We start from the raw sequence: 17,151 nt of genomic DNA on the forward strand, positions 1-17,151 counted from the left end.
TTTAGCCCCGGGCACGCGATGACCGGCGGATATCCATGGAGTTCGTCACCCTCCACTAAGCCGGGACCGGCTCTCCCCAGGGTGACATGGCAACCAGGTGCCCGCTGCACGTGCCGTCACAGGCTCGAAGCGAGGAGCCGGTCGATCCCGATGCCGACGGCGCCGAGGAGGACGGTGATCCCCAGCGCCAGGGCGAGGCGGGTGGTCAGGCGACGGTCTGCGCCGACGCGCGCCGCGAGCGTCAAGTTGATCCCGATGCTGGTCAGCGTCGCGAGGACCGCGCCGGTGCCCGCGACTGTGGGATTCAGCGTTCCGTTGGCAGTCAGGATTGCCGCGGTGGCGACCGTGCTGGCGCTGGAGACCGCCCCGCCGATGAGGCTGGCCACATAGAACCCCGCGTCGCCGAGCAGGCGCTCGGCGACGGTGCCGGCGACCGTGATGGCGAGGAAGATCAGTCCAAAGCGGAGCGCTGCGGTGATCGAGAAGGGGGAGGGCAGTTCGATCGGGACGTCGCTGCTCTTCTCCTCATCGGACCGCTGCCCGATCACGGCGAACGCCACGGAGGGGAGGAACAGGAGCGCAAAGGAAGCCGCGGCAGCGACGAGCGCACGGGGGGCGAGGAGGCCGAAGACCACGGCGTTGCGCACCAGGGTGCCAGCGGTGGCGAGGAGCACGCCCTGATAGACGACGTTGCCGAGGCCATGCTTCGCGCGTCGGTGGAGCGTGGCCAGCTCCACGACCGCAATGCTGCTGTTCACCAACCCCCCGAGAAAGCCGGAGACCCGCACGCCCCGCGTGCCGTACACCTTCAGCAGGATGTAGTTCGCGAATCCAAGCCCGGCGATCAGGATGACCGTCGCCCACGAGTCGCGGGGCGAGATCAGGCCCCATGGGTCGACGGCCTCTTCAGGCAGGGCCGGGTAGATGACGAAGGCCAGCATCGCCAGCAGAATCGCCGAGCGCAGCTCCTGCACACTCAGCCCGCCGGTGAACCCGGCTAGCGGCTCCTTCCAGGCCAGCAGTCCGGCAGTGACAACCGCTACGGCGGTTGGGGTGAGCGTGTGTCCTAGTCCTGCCAGGACGCCCGCGAAGCCGACCACCAGGAGCGCGGCGGAGGTGGTCAGCTCGAGGTCGCGACCGAAGAGGATCGCGCGCACGCTGATCAGGATGACAAGGATGCCGAGCAGGCCGAGCGCCGTCAGGGCGTAGGGTGGGCCGAGCAGTGCTCCGAGGCAGCCGAGGAGGGCACCGAAGCCAAACGTGCGCAGGCCGGCCTCCTTGCCGCGCCACTCCCGCTCCATGCCGACAAAGAGCCCGATGGCGAGGGCCAGAGCGAGACGCTGGAGCGTCGGCAGGTAGGGCCAGAAGTCGGATTGCATCACCGGGCCTCGGTCGATTGCACTTCCTCGCTGCTTCCAACTGGCAGAGCTGCTGGTTCCTCGCCCGCGTCAGGAGCGCTCTCGCCGGCCTCGGCCGCCTGGAGATCCTTGATCGAACCCCGCGGGAAGCCCAGCAGCACGACGAGGAACGCGACCACGGCGATGCTCAGGACACCCAGGTAGACGTAGACCAGCGAGTCGGCCAGGGCGGTGCGCATGGTCTCAAGCATGGCGGGCGAGAGTGTCGACCGCACGGCCGGGTCGAGGAGAGCGTTGACGTCGCGAGCGGTTTCGGGCAGCGCGGAGAGGCGTGTGGCCATGCTGGCGCTGAGCACGGTCCCGAGGGCGGCGACACCGATCGCGCCGCCGATGGTGCGCGAGAAGGTGATCGACGCGGTTGCGATGCCTCGCTCGGCCCACCCAACCGCGTTCTGGGCTGCGATGATGAAGGCCGTCGCGCTCAGGCCCATGCCGATCCCGAAGGTGCCCGCGGCAACTACTGCGAGCCAGAGCGAGTTACCGTGTGGCACCAACTGGAGGACGACCGAGGCCAGCACGATCGCCGTCAGCCCGGCGACGACCGCCGTACGGTAGCCGAACCGCAGGATGATCCGGCCCGAGAGGATCGACGCCAGCGACCAGCCTATTGAGTTTGGGGCGACCACCATGCCGGCCGTGACCGCGGTGCCGAGGAGCACGCCCTGGACGTAGAGCGGGAGGTAGGACGTGACGCCGAACATGGCTCCGCCGACCAGAATGCCGGCCAGGAAGGCAGCGCCAATGACGCGTGTGCGGAACAGGTGGAGCGGCAGGATCGGCTCGGCTGCCCGCTGCTCGGTGCGGACGAAGAAGACCAGCAGGACGACTGCGAGCGCCAGCGACCCGACCACGATCGGGTCGGTCCAGGCGCGGCCTTCGCCGACCTCCAGCAGGGCGACGAGCAGGGCAGTGACGCCGAGGGTCAGACTGACGGTCCCGGCGTAATCGATCGCGTGGCGCTTGCGCTCCACCTGCTCGTTCAGGAAGAGCCAGAAGAGGATCGTCGCGGCGATGCCGAAGGGGAGGTTGATGTAGAAGACCCAGCGCCAGTCGACGTAGTCCACGATGAAGCCACCAACGGTCGGCCCGGCGACCGCGGAGGTGCCCCAGACGGCGCTGAAGAGACCCTGCATCCGGGCGCGCTCCTCGACATCAAACAGGTCGCCGACGATGGTGAGCGTTACCGGGATGATGCCGCCGGCCCCGAGGCCCTGGAGCGCGCGGAAGGCAACCAGTTGGGGCATGCTCTGCGCCGCGCCGCAGAGCATCGACCCGAGCAGGAAGATGCCCGCGGCGGCGATGAAGAGCGGTTTGCGGCCGTAGAGATCGGCAAGACGCCCGTAGAGCGGGACGGTGGTGGTCGAGGTCAGGAGGTAGGCGGAGAAGACCCAGGAGTAGAGGGACATCCCGCCCAGTTGCCCGATCACGGTCGGCATGGCAGTGCCGACGATGCTGGTGTCCAGCGCGGCGAGGAACGTGCCCAGCATGACTGCTACGACCACGACGCGCCGGTTGGTCTGCCGCATCAGCCATCCCGTCTCATACGTACCGGCCGCATGGCGCGGCCGGTTCTAACCACGTCGTATCGCTATGGTACCACGGTCACACTGGATGGCCGTGAGACGGCGGGCTACCGCATCGCGGCGCGGGCACGCTTCCGGGCGCGCTCCGTTTGCTGGGCCGTATCCTCTTCGCTGGGGCGCAGCAGGCGGTAGAAGAGGCTGAGGAGGATGAACGTCGGTGGCCACTGGCCAACGAAGATCGCCGCCGTCCGCTTGCCGAACAGGAAGAGGATCGCGGAGATCAGGAGCGAGACGATGGCTGCCGTCCAGTAGAACCGGACCGGCAGTTCCTCCATCGTTGCCATCATGCTGGTCGTCTGCTGCTGCTTCTCTTTGCCACGGCCGAACATGTGCTGTCCCTCCCATCGTGGTCCCGGGTGAATCAAACGACGCTCGCTGGTCCGCATGTTCCATACCAGTTACGGGAGGTCGCCTCTCGGCCTGGACAGGTTGTCACGGGCGGCTCGTGGTGCCGGGCTCGCTGCCGAGGCTGGGGGCAACGGACTCGTGGTTGGCGGACGTGTCCAGGTGGCGGATCATCGCCAGGGCCACGTCAACCGCGCGCGCGACCGTGCGGATGTCCACACGCTCCGGGGTGTCGGAGGTCTGGTGCCAGTTCGGGATGAACCCCTGATCATCGGCCGCAAAGAGCCCGATTGCCGTGTAACCGTGGAGGAGAACAACGGACTGATCGGTCGCGGGCAACCGGTGGGTCTGAGGCCGCAGCCCCCACTCGGGATGCTCCCGCGCGACTTCCCCGGCGATGCGCAAGAGCATGGGCGATGAGCGACGCAGCAGCAACAGCCCCTCGCCCCGAGTGAAGCGTATGTTGCCGGCGCCCACCGAATCCAGGGAGATGAACGAGGTCCGGTCGGGATCGAAGAGATTGTCACGGAGAAACTGGCGTATCCCGGCGCCGCCCGCCTCGGCACCCGCGGTAAAGAGGAGCCAGACCTCCAGCTCGCGTGGCGGGTTGCGTCGCAGGGCACCCGCGATGCTGAGTAGCGCCGCCACGCCCGAAGCGTCGTCGTTCGCTCCGGCCACCGGCACCCCGCGGAGCTCGCGCTGCAGCAGGAGCACGGTGGCCCCGATCAGGATGACCAGCGGCACCAGCGAGGCATACCACGGGATCCGCGACGGCGTGGCGAGCGCGACGGCTTGCAGCACCGGGAGCAAGATCATCGATGCGGCCGTCGCCACGGCCAGCAGGCGGAGCCGCGCGACGATGGGCTGTTGGGAGAGCCAACCGGAGCGGGCTGTGTCGAGGTGCGCGGTGATCACGACGCGCCGCGGCTGTTCCCGTTCCCCGGCCGGTAGCCCCCGGGCCGGCGCGATCAGCCCAAGCACGTTGTGGCTTATGCGCGTCGCGGCGAGGCGAGAAAGCGCGGGTCGCCCGGTCACTTCGAGCGCCGCCAGCACCAGCGCGGCGAGGCTGATTACCAGGGCGAGGATCTCGGACACGAGCGCCAGCGGCACGCTCAACGCCGCGACGACAAAGAGCGTCGCGTAGACGAGGTTGAAGCCGCGCGGGATCCGTACCGGCAGGAGCGTCGAGGCAACACCCATCTGTTGCAGGCGCTCGATGACGTAGCCGGCGGCTCGCCGCTCGTAGGGACTGCCGGGTGGGCGCGGGCCGATCCTCGTTGCGAGTGTGGCGATGTCGTTCGGGTCGACGGCCACCGGGCGTCTCCCTTCGGATACGCGCTGTCCTCGGGCAGCCTGGCCGCGCCAGTGCCCTGCGTAGGTTCGTTCGTACGCCCCTTTTCCCTATCTCAGCACGGCGCGTCGCGGCCGTCAACCCCACAGCGGGTGTGTGTTCGTACAGACCCTCGCTTCCCTGGAGGCGCCTCATCCGCCGGGCGGAGGGAGTTGATCGAGCCAGGGATAGGAGAAGGTGTCCCGGAACAGCGGGCGCAGGTCCACCGGACTGTGGAGCTGCCACGTCAGGAGCACGTCCCACGGTGTGACGATGTCGAATCGGAAGCGCTCGTAGAGCTCGCGCATCGCCGCCCAGAAGGCGTCGGGCCCCATCTTCTCGTACACCGTCTGGTAGAAGGCATGCCCCTGGCGGTAGATCGACTCGTAGCCGGGGATACCGGGGCCCGGTGGCAGCTCGCCATCGGTGCTGTCGAGCGGATGGAGATAGCCGCCCGGGGGCGGGGGCGGCTTTTCCTGAAAGTCGGATGCGAGGCCGGCTTCGAGGAACTGGGCACCTCCTTCATCGATCCAGGGGTCCTGCTGCGGGCGGGTGCCGATAATCCCGTAGAGCCACTGGTGCGCCGTTTCGTGGTAGGTCAGCCGGTCCAGCCAGTTGACGCTCAAATTCAGGTATACCAGCATCGGGAACTCGATCCCGCCGTGGAGCGACGGCCCGGCCTCGGCCATGCGGAACACCGGGTAAGGGTACGGCCCGATCAGTTCCGAGAGCCGGTCGAGGGCCAGCACCGCGGCCGAGAGCGCCGTCTGCCGGGCCTGCTCGGGCGTGCCGGGCAGGCTGTACAGCTCGACCTGCACACCCCCGGCCGTCGTCGCGGTGTCGATCTGGAGATTGGGGGCGGTGATCATCGCGAAGTCGCGCACGTTCTCGGCGCGGAGGTGGTACCGGACGGCGCCGTCCGGCAGCGGCTCGCGAGTGACCTCCTCGCCGGTATGCGCCAGGACGTAACCCGGCGGGATCGGGATGCGCACGTCGAACGTCGCAGTGCGGGTGTACGCCGGGTCGGCCGTGCTGGGGTACGGGTGGTCATCGGAGAGGATCGGGAACCAATAGCCCAGGCGGACGATGTTGCCGTCGAGACCGGTGCCGTACCAATCCTCCGGCACCTGGCGCAGGTTGAGGGTGAACCGGAAACCGACTATCGCCGTTTCTCCGGGAGGTGCCGGGATCGTGAGCGTGAAGCCGTCGTTGCGTACGTCCGGCGTGACCGGCTGGTTGTCGAGCGTCGCGCCGTCGAGCTGGAAGTATCCCGCCTCGGCCGGGGTCACGGTGAAGTGCAGTTCGGGTAACGGGCCGCTGCGGCTTCGGAGTGTGACACGTTCCACTACCTCCAGGTGGCCGGTGCCGGGATCGAAGGCGGTGACCTCGAGGTCATAGTGGGCGTCGACGTCCGGCAGCTCCACCTGCTGGTCGGGCGGCCGCGTCAGGGAGGGTGAGGGCACGGGTGTTGGAGTGAGGATTGCGGTGGGGGCGGGCGTGCTTGGCGATGGAACGGTGACCGTCGCGGTGGCGGAAGGCGCGCTCGACGATGGGGCGGTAGCCGTCGCGGGAACGGTGGCCGTCGGCACGAGGGGTGTGGTGGTGTCGCCGGGGCTCGACTCCCCACCGGCACGACCACAGGCCGCGACCAGAGCGAGCGCGACCAGTGCTGCGATGAGGCGCGAATGGTGCACGCCGCGCTGGGGCATCCGTTACCCTCCTTCTGCAACCGCAGTCCAGGGAATGTTTCGCTGTGAGGCTAGCATACGTCGGGACCGGCTGGATTGCATCGGGAAGGAACGCGGCTCGTCGCGCCTCCAACGGTCGTGTATGAAGGGCGGGGGCGAAGAGGTGCGGTTCCGTGTCGGCAGACCGTAAGTTCCTCCCGCGCGCCTCAGCCGCGCGGCAGGTGGAGATACCGCAGGTGGAAGCGCGGGAACTCGCGGCTCCGTCGCGCCACTGGCCGATGGCCGTATGGCGCACGCTGGGGGCTGGGGATCGCGCAGTCATAGGCGCAGGTGGTGTCCTCGGCACCATCTTGCTGGCGCTCACGATCGTCACCGTCAGAGCCGGAGAAACTCCGGCGCATCCGAAGCTCCAGGAGTTCGCGCGCAATGCCCGGCTCTTCTCCAGGGTGGTGCCCCACGTCGCGGAGCTGGGGGTGCTGCCCTACGCGATCTTTGCCTGCGCCTGTGTCCTCGCTCTCTGGCTGATCTACCTCTGGCTGATCTGGCTGGTGCGCGGCAAGCAGATCGACCATCGCCTGGTGCTCGCGGGCGCAGTGGCCTTCGGGGTGGTGGCGCTCACGGTGCCGCCCGTCTTCTCCACCGACATCTTCTCCTACAGCATCTTCGGCCGGCTTGCGAGCGTCTACGACCTCAATCCCTACCTGACCACCGCCGCGCTCGGCGCGCCCGGCGATCCGGTCGTGCCCTACCTGTACTGGCAGTGGCGCCATATCCCGTCCCCTTACGGCCCGCTCTGGACCCTGGTCTCCGAGGTGGTCACCCTGGGCCGACACGCGACCCCGCTGGACCTGGCGATCCGGTTCAAGGTGCTGGCGCTTGGGGCGGTGCTGCTCGACGGGTGGCTGATCTATGTCCTCGTGCGGCGCCGCTGGCCGGAGCATGCAGGGTGGGCCTACCTGGCGTTCGCCTGGAACCCGATGGTACTGGTCGAAGGTGTGGTGACCGGCCACAACGACGCGCTGATCCTGGCTCTCGTCCTGGTCAGTGCCTACCTGCTGCTCCAGGCGCGGCCGTACCTCGCCTTTGCCGGGCTGGTGGTCTCGGGCCTGGTGAAGTACTCAACGCTGCCGCTTCTCGCCGTGGTCGGGCCACGGTTCCTGATGCGGGCGTCGCCGTCGCAGAGGGCGGGTATCGTAGCGCGGCTGGGCGCCATCGCGGCGTTGCTGGCGGTCGGAGCGTTCGCGCCCTACTGGGGCGGGCTGGCTGTGCTGATGAGCACGCTCGACGAGCCGGGCCGTGGGGTGAACAACCCGGTGATAGTGGTCGGGCGCTGGCTCATTGCCACGCTCACTGAGGGCCACGTGCGCCTCGGTGTTCCGGCGACCGTCGCGCTCTCGCTGGCGGCGTTTGGCGCGTGGCAGGCGTGGATGTTGTGGCGGGCACGTTGGCGGAAAACCTGGGCAATCTTTGACGAACTCGCGCTGTGGGCAACCTCCCTGGCCGTCTTCCTTCTCCTCTGGCCTCGCATCCACACCTGGTACTTCGTGGTACCCTTGGGTCTCGCGCTCGCGGCGGGGCCGGTGTACCGGCGGGTGTATTGGGGGATACTCCTGGTGTCGCTGCTCTCGTACGCGTCCTACGGATTGTAGGCACAGCGACCACCCGAGCCCGGCCGCCGGGAACCGCAGCGCCGCTCGCTCGTTGCAGCTACGGGGATGCTCTGGAGCCACCGGCGGGGGATCAGTGCCGGAGGCGCCGGAGCGGGGAAGCAGGGAACGGAGCGATCCGCGTGACCAGAGGGATAGGGAAGGGACCGCGGGCTGTCGCCGCGCTCCTGGTGCTGCTGCTTGGGGCCGTGTTCGGCTCACTCCCGGTCAGCGCCACAAGCGATGCGATCTCTCAGACACCGCCGTCCACCGACTGGATCGTCGCGCTCCGTCCGGAGGCGCGTTATCAGTTCCAGTCACTGCACACGTTGGTCGGCGATGCCGTTCTGAAGCCGCTGGAGTATGTGCCGGGGACGTACGTGGCGCGCTTCATCGGCCGGACCGGTGCGGCCGACGGAGTCGCCCGGCTGCTCGCCAGCTCGGCTGTGGCGTACGTGGAGCCGGACATCCGCTTCACCTACCAGTGGGAGCCGAACGACCCGCTCCTGCCGAATCAAGATTGGGTGCGAACCATCGGCTTGCCCGACGCCTGGTCGCTCACGACCGGTACTCCGTCCGTCGTCGTGGCGGTCGTCGACTCGGGCGTCCATGCCGACCACCCCGACCTCGCGGGAAAGGTGCTGGAGGGCTACAACTTCCTGCAGAGCGGGTCGGACGTGTCCGACGACGTGGGGCACGGCACCGCCGTCGCCGCGATCATCGCGGCGCGGGGCAACGACGCCGTCGGTATCGCCGGAGCGGCGATGGATGTGACCATCCTCCCGGTCAAGGTGGGTGACGCGGACGGCGCGCCGGTGAGCGCCATCGCCAACGGCGTCCGCTACGCGGTCGACCACGGCGCCAGTGTCATCAACCTGAGCCTCGGCGCCGAGTCCGAGAGCGCCACGCTCCACCAGCAGATCCAGTACGCCTACGAGCGGAATGTTCCGGTCGTCGCGGCGGCCGGAAACGACCCGAACCGCCCCACCTTTCCTGCCACGTACCAGGAGCCGATCTCGGTCGGCGCTGCCACGCACGATGGTGCGGACGTGGCTCCCTTCTCCTCGCGTGTCAGCCGCGTCGATCTGACCGCGCCCGGCATGTCGATCCTCTCCGCTCACTGGCAGGAAGGTGTCGGCGCCACCTGGGAGACGGTGCACGGCACGTCGTTCGCCGCGCCGATGGTCGCGGGTACGGTCGCCTTGATGCGCGCGGTCAATCCCGGCATGTCGATCGAGGCGATCCGAGCGGCGTTGACCGGGACGGCGCGTCAGACCTACCCGGCGGGGACGCTCGGAGGCGGCGCCGGCCTGCTCGACGCGGCCGCTGCCGTGCGGCAGGCGTACCGGCCCGCTTTTGCCCGCACCTGGGAGGCGGCGGACCAGCCGGTGGCGGCGCTTGCGACCCAGCGCACCTGGCTGTGGGGTCCGGCGGCCTTCGCGGTCGGTCCGGAGCCGTACGTTGAGACGCAGCACGGTCACCGGCTCGTGGCCTACTTCGACAAGGCGCGCATGGAGGTGACCGATCCCCACGCCGACGCCAGCAGCCCCTGGTATGTGACCACCGGTCTACTCGCCACCGAGATGATCACCGGGGCGCTCCAGCTCGGCCACAACAGCTTCGAGCAGCGATCACCGGCCAACATCCCGGTCGCGGGTGACCCGGATGATCCGTCCGGCCCGCGCTATGCCACGTTCGCCGGGCTGGTCGACGTCCCCGCATTGGACGAGGGAACGGTCATCACCCAGACGCTGGACCAGGATGGGCGCGTCGGGTCCGACGAGCGCCTCGCGGCCTACGGTGTTACCGCGGTCGACTACATCCCGGAGACCGGGCACCGGATCGCCAGCGTCTTTGCCGAATACCTGAGCAGCAGCGGGCTCGTGCTGCGGGACGGCCAGTATCAAACCGGACCACTCTTTGATCCCGCCTTCTATGCCAGCGGTTACCCGATCACCGAGGCCTATTGGGCGCGGGTGAAGCTGGCAGGGGAAATGCGCGATGTGCTGGTGCAGTGCTTCGAGCGGCGCTGCCTGACCTACGCGCCGGACAATCCCGAGGGCTGGAAGGTCGAGATGGGCAACGTCGGGCGCCACTACTACCAGTGGCGCACCGGCCAGTACCCGCCGGAAGGGGCGGCGCCGGAGAACCCGGTTCCGCTTGCCCGCGGGCCGCAGTGGTGAGGGGTGCTACGCCTCGGTCGGCTCAGTGGTGTAGAAGATGAGCCAGATCAGGCGAACCAGCCCCCAGCCGATGAGGAGATAGACCACCATCGCGATGAGGGAGTTGATCTCCAGCACGGAGTTGCCGCTCTGCGGATCGTTCACGATGCCCAGGAACGGGTTGACGAAGACGCCGCTGAAGTCGTAGACCCCGTTGACGAACGCGTTGTCGGGGTTGGCGGCGATCAACTTCAGGAGGACTCGCAGGCCGATGAGTGCCTCGATGAAGCCGATGATCGTCCAGACCACGGTCGCGATTCGCTGAAAGATGGCCCGGCGCCGGAGGACTTCCTGCGCCGGGTCACGCTCGTGGACGACCTCGTGCTCTACGCGGCGACGGTATTCTCCAGGTGGGTCAACCGGACTGGTCTCCTCGACCCGCCGCTCTTCGCGGACGCGGCGCTCTCGCTCGTAATCAGCCATCAGTGCAACTCCTCATCTCCGCACGCTGCAGGCTCTATAGGACTGGTTTCCCGGAACACGCAATGTACGTGCCGGGCGGGACAGGATGCTGACCGTCATCAGCGCGGCTGCGTGACGCAACGAGCGGCGGTGAGTGCCCGGGGGTTTACCCCCGGGCACAGACTCCTCGCCGGAAAGCAGGGGGGACGGGCGTCATCCCCCTACAACGTCCCAAAGATGCGGTCGCCGGCGTCGCCGAGGCCCGGGATGATGAAGCCGCGGTCGTTGAGGTGGTCGTCGAGCGCGGCGAGGAAGATCCGCACCTCAGGGTCGGCGTCGAGCATGGTCTGAACCCCGAGCGGGGCGCCGATGATGCCCAGCGCCGACACCCGACCGTGGTAGCCCTCCCGGACGATCTCGAGGGCGGCGCGGAGTGACCCGCCGGTGGCCAGCATCGGGTCGAGCAGCAGCAGGTGGTCGATCTCGGCGTAGGATTCAGGCAGGTTCGTGTAGTACACGGACGGCTGGAGCGTGGCTTCGTCTCGGCGGACGCCGATCTGGTAAAGCGGCGCGGACGGGAGCAGGTTCCGAATCGGCTCCAGCATGCCCAACCCGGCGCGGAGGATTGCAAGCGCAGCGACGCGCTCCGCGAGGCGGTGACCAGGGACGGGCGTGCCGCTGTGCCCCGGCACGGGCATCGGGGCCGTGGCCGTGTCCGCGAGCGCGGCCCAGAGGAGGAAACGTGTCACCTCCTCGATTGCGCGTGTGAATTCAGGCGCCGGAGTGCGGATGTCGCGCAGCAGCGTGACCTGGGTGGCGAGCAGCGGGTGCTCGAGGACCGTCAGTCGCGGGTGCTGCGCGATCTCTGCGCGAGCCGGCTGGCTGCGTCCCCGCATTGGTGCCGGTGCGTGTGTCCCGTCCATAGTCCTCCCTCTACCGGCGGTAACGCCGGTCGGACGATAGTCCCCCTCTACCGGCGGCGACGCCGGTCAGACGTTGGATATCATCCAACCACCGTGCAAGCAATGGGTCATCTGCCCGTTTCGGGTCTGGCACGAGCTTCACCTGCCCGGGCTCCGGCGCACCCAGACCGAGCGCGATCGCAGCCCGGATCTGCTCCTGCTCCCAGAGTCCGGCCCTGCGCCGCGGGGACCCGCGATCGAGCGTGGCCAGCACCGCGGCTCCGCAGACGTCCAGCGCGATCCGGTCGCCGCTCGCCAGGAACAGGCCCGTATGCGTCGTATATCGCTGTGCCGAGCCGCCGTCCAGCACCAGGAGGTCCGGACGGAAGGCGAGGTTCATCTCCGCCGCGGCACGGCCCCGGTCGCGCGCGGCGCGGGCCGCCACCTGGGTTCGCGGGTGGACGATCCCCGACCAGAGCGCAAGGCTGGGCGCGACCGATTCCGGACGGTGGGGCGGGAGCACCGGCACGCCGACGATCACGTCTGCTTCGTAAACCGACTGGGGGATCGAGACCGCCTTGATCGCCCGGGCGCGGTCACCCAGCGGCACGGTAACCCACCGGTCGTAGCGGAAGTCGACAAAGTGTGCCCCGTTGTTCTCGATCACGTCGAGCAGGCCGCTGCGGAACACCCGAGCCGTCGTGTCGTGCCAGGGTGGACCGGCCATCTCTCCCACGATCACCTCCCGCGCGCCGTGGTCCTGCACGAGTTGGATAATCGCCTCCAGCGCTCCAGGGCTGGTGGACGCGGGCGCGGGAATACCGGATGCCGCGTCCGGCTTGATGAGCACCCTCCGCCCGGCGATGTTCAGTCGCTCCAGCCCGCCAAGCACCTCGATGGCGCGCCTCACGCCCTCCGCCGGGTCCGGGGCCGTGGTGACGGCAACCAGGCTGCGGCCGCTCTCGTCCACGTAGGCGTTCGTCTTGGGGGCCGGGAGCGGCATCGTCGGCCCGGTGTCGGAAAGCAGCGTCTCGGCCGCCGGGATGATCCGGCGCGCAGCCAGGATCGTGGCCCCGGTGGCCCCAAGCGCCATAGTCAGGCCGGCGACTCGGCCGCTGCGAAGGATGCGCATCGTCCCCGCTCTCCCAGAATCAGGGCGGTTCGCGGCCGCCAGTATAGCCGCCCGGGGATGCGATTGGGCCCGGGCATGTCCAGGCTTGACACCGCGCGAGGCGTGCCGGGACAATCGGGCCTGCTTTCGCGCCAGGAATGAGCAGGGCTGGGAAGGATCGCGCTGGATGGGGACGCCGAAATACCCCGAGCATGCGGTGGCCGATGCGCGGGCGCAGGCCGTGCTGGACCGGTTGCGGGCAGCGGATCAGGCGCAGCGGGACGCGGGGCTGCCGCAGTCGCGGCGGACCCGCAACATCACGGCGCCGACCGGATCGTTCCTCTACGCCACTGTGCGCGCAACCGGCGCCCGTCGCATCTTCGAGATGGGCTCGTCGAACGGTTACTCGACCATCTGGCTCGCGCTGGCCGCGCGGGAGCTCGGTGGTTGGGTGGTTGGCAGCGAGATCCTGCCGGAGCGCGTCGAGGCGGCGAACCGCAACCTCGCCGAGGCCGGACTGGCGGAGGTGGCGGAGGTCCGCGCCGGGGACGCGGCGGTCCTCGCCGCCGACGTGGACGGGCCGCTCGACCTCGTGTTTATCGACGCCGAGAAGGACGACTACGGGCGCCTCTTCCTGGCGGTCATCGACCAGGTCCGCCCTGGCGGCCTGGTGCTGACCGACAACGTCGTCTCCCACGACTGCACGGCATTCCAGGAACTGGTCCGCAGCCGCGACGATGTGGTCACCGTGACCTTGCCCTTCGAGCGCGGCATCGAGTTCACCGTCAAGCGGTAAGCCATGACCTAGCTGAACCGGCCCGCAAGGGGTTCTCCCCGCTGAGGGCCTTCGGCCGGGAGCGGGGCGGCTCGCGCCAGGTGGCGGCCTGCGGTCTCGGCCGGCGTGCCCGACGCGTGGGTGGCCGGGGCGTGCTGGAGGCCGGTGGTGACCCAGGTCGTGGCGAGGATAACCGTGGCGATGGCCACCGCCGGAGGGAGCACGAGCCAGGGCCAGACCGGCCGCGCGAAGAGCAGCGGGTCGCTGAAGGCCCAGCTCAGCATCGACCCCCAACTCACCGTGCCGCTCTGCGCCAGCCCCAGGAACGCAAGCGTGGCCTCGGCGAAGATGGCGAAGCGCACGGTGAGGATCACCTTGGTCGGCAGGATGTCGAGAGTTGCCGGGAGGAGGTGCCGCCGGGCGACGTGGACGCTACTGCCCCCAAGGCCGCGGGCTGCCTCGACGTACGGTTCGGCCCGGATGCGGATGACGACGCTGCGGACCACCCGGGCGAAGGCCGGCCAGGAGAGAAGACCGAGGGTGAGGATCAGGTTGGTCTGGCTCGGCCCGACCAGGGTGACGATCAGCAAGTAGAGCGGGATGCTCGGCAGGGCAAGCAACAGGTCGGCAAGCCCGATGAGGGGCGCCTCCAACCGCCGGGAGAGCCCGGCTGCCAATCCGACCAGCCAGCTAAGCGCGGCCGAGATCGTGGCCACGGCGAGGGCCACGACGAGCGAGGTGCGCGCCCCGGCGATGAGCTGGCTCAGGACGTCCTGGCCGATGTCGTTGGTGCCGAGTGGGTGGCCCGCTCCCGGTGGTTGCAGCGGCGGGCCGACCGGCAACGTCGGATCGTACGGGGCGAGCCACGGCCCGAACATCGCGAGGATGCCGCTCACGGCTAGCAGCCCGCATCCGAACCAGAAGAGCCGGGGACGGGTGCCGGGGAACCGCCGCGCGGCGTTGTGCCGCGCCGGGTGACTCTGCTTCCGGTGATCTGGATCAGCGTGCAGCGGCGGTGCCCAGTGGTGGCGGTCGGTTCGCTCAGCCATGGCCTGTCCCTCCGCGCGGGTCGAGCCGGAGGTAGGCCAGCTCGGCCAGGAGGTTCGCCAGGAGCACCCCGAGGCTGGCGAGCAGGAACTCGGCCTGCAGCACCGGGTAGTCCCGGGCGCGGACCGCCTGGAAGGCCAGCAGTCCCAGGCCGGGAACGCCAAAGACGCGTTCGACGACGAGCGCCCCGCCCAGGACGGCGCCGAGGCGCAGGCTGAAGAAGGTCAGCAGCGGCAGCGCCAGGTTCGGCAGGGCGTGCCGCAGGACGATCTGCCGCACGGGCAGCCCCTTGGCGTGGGCCACGGTAAGCCAGGATTCGCCGCGCAGCCCGGCCGTCGTATCGCGGGCCAGCAGCAGGAATCCGGCGACCCCGGCCAGCGCGAGCGCGGTGGCGGGCAGGGCCAGGTGCCATGCCGCATCTGCCAACCGCTGCACAGTGGCGCCGGCCCCGTCGCCGTACGCCGCGAAGACGGTCCGCCCACCCATAAGCGGGAACCAGCCGAGCCCGACGCTGAAGACCGCCAGCAGGCCAATGCCGATCAGGAATTCCGGGATCGCGCTGAGCGCCCCGCTCAGTGAAACGAGCACGCGGTCAAGCGCCCTGCCCGCGCGCCAGCCGGCCAGCAGGCCGAGCGCAGTGCCCAGCAGGGTTGAAAGCGCGAGCGCCGTTAGCATCAGCGCCAGCGTCCAGGGGAGGCGCTCAAGAATGAGCCGCGAGACGGGCGCGGGCTGCGCGATGGACCAGCCGAGGTCGCCGCGGGCGAGGTCGCCGAGGTAGCCGATCAACTGCCGCCCGAGCGGTTCGTTGAGGCCGTAGTAGTCGGCGATCTGTGCCCGGGCCTTGGCCGGGAGGGGCATCGCGGCCGTCATCCCCTCGGCGCCGCCCGGGTCGAGCGGGTCACCCGGCAGCAGCCGCGGGATCAGGAAGTTGAGCAGCACCACCGCGGCGGCAAGGAGCAGATAGCGGACCAGCAGGCGGGCCGGGTCGCGACGCACGGCGGTCCCCTCAACTCTCGATCAGCGTGAGCTTGTTGTTTGGAAAGGGGATGCCGTTCATCAGCCCACCCCAGGTCTCCATCGGCGTGAAGACGCGCGGGTCGTAGACCCAGTAGAAGCGCCGGTGATAGAGGACGATGGTCGGCAGCTCCTCGGCCAGGATCTCCTGCATGCGGAAGACGATCTCACGGCGCCGCTCGGGGTCGCGCGTGGCCGCAGCCTCCTCGCCGAGGCGCGCGTACTCGTCGTGGCGGAAGATCGAGCCCTGGGCGAAGGCGTTGGCCTCCTCGCCCGCGTACCAGCGCCGCAGGTAGTCGGGATCGCCACCGACGCCGATGTGGCTGGTGAGGGCAAGCTGGAAGCTGCCCTCCGACAGCAATTGGGTGCGTGTCGGGGCGTCAACCCGCTTGACGTCGAGGGTAATGCCCACGGCGGCCAGCATCGGTGCCATGAGGTCGGGCTCGCGCGCGCCGGTGTCGGCAATCAACTCGATAGTGAGCTGTTCGCCGCCGAGCAGCGTGCGGGCACGCTCCGGGTCGTACGGGTACTGCGGCAGCGACGGGTTGAACCAGGGCGTCTCCGGTGGCACAACCCCGGCACTGCCGACGATGGCCGGCCCGCGGGTGATCGTCTCCGCGATGCGGGCGCGGTCGAGCGCGTAGGCGATGGCCTGCCGCACCTCCCGCCGGTCCAACGGCGCTCGCCCGGTGTTGCAGACGAGGCGGACCAGCGAGAGGGGCGCCGTCGCGAAGACGCGGAGGGACGAGTTGTCAGCAATGAGAGTTTCGACCGAGGCGTCGGTGCTCAAGGACAGGTCGGCGTCTCCCTGCTGCACGACCTGAACCCGGGCCTCGGCCGGGACGGTGAACTGCTGCCACTCGCGGACGCGTGGGCGGCCTCGCCAGTACCCCTCGATGGCCTTCAGGCGATAGGCACCGGCCGCCGAATCGTAGGCGGCCAATGTGAAGGGCCCGCTTCCGATGGCGCGATCCTCCCCCTCGTAGGTGGTCGGGTCTGCCACCCTCTCCCAGACATGGCGCGGCACGATGGGGACGATCCCGGCGATCTCCTCCAGGAAGGCCGCGTAGGGCTGCGTGAGGGTCATACGCAGGGAGCCGTCGTCCTGTCCCTCCTCCGCGGAGGCGACCATCGGGATCGCCATCCAGCGGTACGGGTGATCGCGGTAGTACTGGAAGGAGAAGACGGCGTCGGACGCGGTTAGCGGCTGCCCGTCATGCCAGGTGGCTCCGGACACAAGCCAGAAGGTGTACTCCGTCCCGTCGGGAGTGGCTTCCCAGCGCTCGGCGAGCCACGGGATGATGCCCTCTTCGTCCTTCCAGGTGAGCGTGTCGTAAATGAGCGTCAGCAGGACAGCACCCCCTGGCCCGGTTGTGGAAACCTGAAAGGGGTTCGGATAACCGACGTCGGTCCACCAGGCGAAGCGCACGGCGTCCACCGCCTGCGCCGGGGATTCGACGGGTGCGGTGGGCGTGGTGACCGAGATAGGCGCGTCGGTTGTCGAGGTGCTGGTCGGTGGTGCGCCACCCTGCTGGGCCTGACCACCGCCGCAGCGGGCGAGCATCGCCGAGGCCGCGGCGCCACCGGTGAGGAGGGCGCCCCGGTGCAGGAGCGTGCGCCGCGTCAGCCGGACCACCACTCACCTCCCGTCCCCGTCCCGAGTGCGGA

Annotated in this window: 14 protein-coding genes; 3 read left to right on the top strand and 11 right to left on the bottom strand. The window is 69.2% G+C overall.

From position 1 onward, the window contains the following. Positions 1 to 116: 116 nt before the first annotated feature. The 5 genes from STHE_RS12730 to STHE_RS12750 all read right to left on the bottom strand — a co-directional run bounded on the left by STHE_RS12730 (position 117) and on the right by STHE_RS12750 (position 6,385). The gene (locus tag STHE_RS12730; RefSeq protein ID WP_012872998.1) at positions 117 to 1,379 is read right to left on the bottom strand and encodes an MgtC/SapB family protein; all 1,263 of its coding nucleotides are present in this window, start codon (positions 1,377 to 1,379) and stop codon (positions 117 to 119) included. Then, positions 1,379 to 2,944: an MDR family MFS transporter gene (locus tag STHE_RS12735; RefSeq protein WP_012872999.1), complete on the bottom strand. Its 1,566-nt coding sequence runs from the start codon at positions 2,942 to 2,944 to the stop codon at positions 1,379 to 1,381. The genes STHE_RS12730 and STHE_RS12735 overlap by 1 nt, the downstream gene beginning before the upstream one ends. A 104-nt stretch (positions 2,945 to 3,048) precedes the next feature. After that, complete coding sequence (locus tag STHE_RS12740) at positions 3,049 to 3,330, bottom strand: hypothetical protein (protein ID WP_012873000.1); 282 nt, start codon at positions 3,328 to 3,330, stop codon at positions 3,049 to 3,051. A 103-nt stretch (positions 3,331 to 3,433) separates the two neighbouring features. After that, positions 3,434 to 4,660, bottom strand: coding sequence for a M28 family peptidase (locus tag STHE_RS12745; protein WP_012873001.1), 1,227 nt, complete (start codon positions 4,658 to 4,660; stop codon positions 3,434 to 3,436). A gap of 168 nt (positions 4,661 to 4,828) precedes the next feature. Next, a complete protein-coding gene (locus tag STHE_RS12750) occupies positions 4,829 to 6,385 on the bottom strand; it encodes a M1 family metallopeptidase (protein WP_012873002.1) in 1,557 nt (518 codons plus the stop codon). 152 nt (positions 6,386 to 6,537) lie between these two features. Between STHE_RS12750 and STHE_RS19075 the strand changes: the two genes are divergently transcribed. Next, complete coding sequence (locus tag STHE_RS19075) at positions 6,538 to 8,013, top strand: MptA/MptB family glycosyltransferase (RefSeq protein WP_012873003.1); 1,476 nt, start codon at positions 6,538 to 6,540, stop codon at positions 8,011 to 8,013. Positions 8,014 to 8,153: 140 nt separating this feature from the next. Beyond that, positions 8,154 to 10,193, top strand: coding sequence for a S8 family peptidase (locus tag STHE_RS12760; protein ID WP_012873004.1), 2,040 nt, complete (start codon positions 8,154 to 8,156; stop codon positions 10,191 to 10,193). A 6-nt stretch (positions 10,194 to 10,199) separates the two neighbouring features. On the opposite strand, the gene STHE_RS12765 is transcribed toward STHE_RS12760, so the two are convergent. From STHE_RS12765 to STHE_RS12775, 3 genes are all read right to left on the bottom strand, one after another. Next, on the bottom strand, positions 10,200 to 10,655 hold the full coding sequence (locus STHE_RS12765) for a hypothetical protein (RefSeq protein ID WP_012873005.1): 456 nt from the start codon (positions 10,653 to 10,655) through the stop codon (positions 10,200 to 10,202). A gap of 200 nt (positions 10,656 to 10,855) precedes the next feature. Further along, positions 10,856 to 11,557: a uracil phosphoribosyltransferase gene (gene upp, locus STHE_RS12770; protein WP_012873006.1), complete on the bottom strand. Its 702-nt coding sequence runs from the start codon at positions 11,555 to 11,557 to the stop codon at positions 10,856 to 10,858. A 10-nt stretch (positions 11,558 to 11,567) separates the two neighbouring features. Beyond that, on the bottom strand, positions 11,568 to 12,668 hold the full coding sequence (locus STHE_RS12775) for a DUF362 domain-containing protein (RefSeq protein WP_012873007.1): 1,101 nt from the start codon (positions 12,666 to 12,668) through the stop codon (positions 11,568 to 11,570). A gap of 166 nt (positions 12,669 to 12,834) precedes the next feature. On the opposite strand from STHE_RS12775, the gene STHE_RS12780 reads away from it, so the two are divergent. Next, the gene (locus STHE_RS12780) at positions 12,835 to 13,443 is read left to right on the top strand and encodes an O-methyltransferase (protein ID WP_012873008.1); all 609 of its coding nucleotides are present in this window, start codon (positions 12,835 to 12,837) and stop codon (positions 13,441 to 13,443) included. Positions 13,444 to 13,451: 8 nt separating this feature from the next. Here the strand turns inward: STHE_RS12780 and STHE_RS12785 are convergent, their stop codons facing one another. From STHE_RS12785 to STHE_RS12795, 3 genes are read right to left on the bottom strand one after another with little or no spacing between them, the layout of a single operon-like run. Further along, positions 13,452 to 14,471 (bottom strand): ABC transporter permease, encoded by a 1,020-nt coding sequence (locus tag STHE_RS12785; protein WP_012873009.1) that lies wholly within the window; start codon positions 14,469 to 14,471, stop codon positions 13,452 to 13,454. Next, positions 14,464 to 15,465, bottom strand: coding sequence for an ABC transporter permease (locus STHE_RS12790; RefSeq protein WP_012873010.1), 1,002 nt, complete (start codon positions 15,463 to 15,465; stop codon positions 14,464 to 14,466). The genes STHE_RS12785 and STHE_RS12790 overlap by 8 nt, the downstream gene beginning before the upstream one ends. A gap of 10 nt (positions 15,466 to 15,475) precedes the next feature. Continuing rightward, a complete protein-coding gene (locus STHE_RS12795; protein ID WP_012873011.1) occupies positions 15,476 to 17,119 on the bottom strand; it encodes an ABC transporter substrate-binding protein in 1,644 nt (547 codons plus the stop codon). Between the last annotated feature and the right edge of the window lie 32 nt (positions 17,120 to 17,151).

This window comes from Sphaerobacter thermophilus DSM 20745, from assembly GCF_000024985.1.
In the GTDB taxonomy this organism is placed as follows: domain Bacteria; phylum Chloroflexota; class Chloroflexia; order Thermomicrobiales; family Thermomicrobiaceae; genus Sphaerobacter; species Sphaerobacter thermophilus.